At 60.1% G+C, this 1,683-nt stretch carries 2 protein-coding genes; one reads left to right on the top strand and one right to left on the bottom strand.

Features of this window, described 5'->3' with window-relative positions; translation table 11 throughout:
* Positions 1 to 31: 31 nt before the first annotated feature.
* Positions 32 to 190, top strand: coding sequence for a hypothetical protein (locus tag NW834_RS13630; protein WP_414426357.1), 159 nt, complete (start codon positions 32 to 34; stop codon positions 188 to 190).
* Between the two features lie 141 nt (positions 191 to 331).
* Here NW834_RS13630 and NW834_RS13625 read toward each other — a convergent pair.
* Positions 332 to 1,683 (bottom strand): TolC family protein (locus NW834_RS13625; RefSeq protein WP_414426356.1); only part of this gene is annotated, 1,352 nt, incomplete at its 5' end.

The following is a 1,683-nucleotide window of genomic DNA, read 5'->3' as shown; positions in this document are numbered from 1 at the left end:
CTCTCGGTGCGGTCAAAGAGTACCGAAAGCGATTCAAGACAGGTGGCATTCTTGTTCCCATTGTGGGCTAGAACTAGAGCGCGACCACCATGCGGCCATCAACATCAAGTACAGGGCGGTGGGGCATCCCGTTCTTTTCGCGTCAGCGGGACGTAGTCCTCAAGCGCAGGAAACGTCCTTTTCGCGCTAGCGGCGCGGAGCGCTTTGCATCAGCATGAGTGCGGGAGTATGTCACAACAGCTCAAGTTGGAATAGAACTGTTTCGTCGCGGTATCCATAGCACCCCTCTCCTTTTGGAAGAAGGGCTGGGAGTGAGGGAGAAAGGCTCAAGTCAAAGGCTGCCAATGGCCCGTTTCAGTTGTACCAGGGCGCGATTGTAGGCGATTACAGCATTGGAAAGGTTGCCACGGGCAGTGGTGAGGGCAGCTTCAGCATTGATCACCTCCGTTTGGGTGCCCACCCCCGCTTGCAGGCGCAGCCGGGCCAAGCGCAGGCTCTCTTCTGCTGAGGCAATTGCCACTTTGGCCGAGTCGATCTGTTCGCGGCTGGAGCTGAGGGTCAGGAAGGCTTCTTCCACCCCCCGCTGGATTTCATTGCGGGTGCCGACGAAGTTGCTCACGGCCACCTGTCCATCGATCTGGGCTTGGCGGGCTTGGGCAGCGGCTTCTCCTCCATCGAACCAAGTCAAGCTGAAATTGGCTCCCACCGAATAGCCAACATCAAAACTGTTGCGGCTGGCGTTGAAATCGTTAACGGCATCGAGGCTGGCGAACAAGCCAATTCGGGGGCCATTGCGGGCTTGTGCCAGGCGCAGGCGGCTTTGGGCCTGCTCCAATTCTCGGCGCCGGCGCTCCAATTCCTGTCGTTGGGCAAAGGCAGCAATGATGGTCTCTTCCAGGCTGAGATCCCACTCCCCCATCGGCTCAATGCGGTCGCTGGCCAACACGTCGGTGGGGCTGGGGAAATTCAGCAGTTCGGCCAGGCGGCGGCGATTCAGTTGTTGGGTGTTTTGAGCCGCCAGCAAGGTTTGTCGATTGTTGGCCAATTCCGTCTCTGCCTGGAGAATCTCAAAGCGGGTACCCAGCCCGGCCCGTTCTCGGGCTTGAGCATCCCGCAGGGTGGCTTCGGAACTTTCGACGGCAGCTTGGCTGATGGCGACCCTGGCATCTGCGCTTTGCAGATCGTAGTAGGCATTGGCCACAGCTTGTTTGACCGTCTGCAGCGTTTGCTCCAGCTGCAGTTGGGCGATGCGCAGCGCTTCTTGGGCCAGCTTCAGGTTTTGCTCCCTAAGGCCACTGTCAAAGGCGGTATACTCCACCCGCACCACACTGGCCGAGAGGGTGTGGGATTCGCGCCTTGGCCCACCACCAGGAGAGGGAGCCTCACTGTACTGGTAGTTGGCACGGCTGGAGAGGGTGGGAGCAAAGGCAGCTTGAGCTAGAGCTACCCCGGCCTCGGCCCGCTCGACAGTCAGTCTGGCCTGCTGCACAGCCGGGTTCTGGGCAACGGCGATCTCCAGAGCTTCTTCCAAAGACAAGCCCTCCCTGCGCTCAATGCGCACCTGCAAGGGGGATTGGGGCACCACCAATTCTTCAGCCGTCAAAGCCCCCTTTAGAGTCAGGTCAGCCGCAGGGGTGGAGTCAGCAGGGTTGGGGGGAATCGATAGGGTGGGGGGGGGTGGGG

The sequence above is a fragment of the Synechococcus sp. R60.1 genome (assembly GCF_047461835.1).
Classification (GTDB): domain Bacteria; phylum Cyanobacteriota; class Cyanobacteriia; order Thermostichales; family Thermostichaceae; genus Thermostichus.
This window is presented reverse-complemented; position numbering and strand designations above follow the sequence as displayed.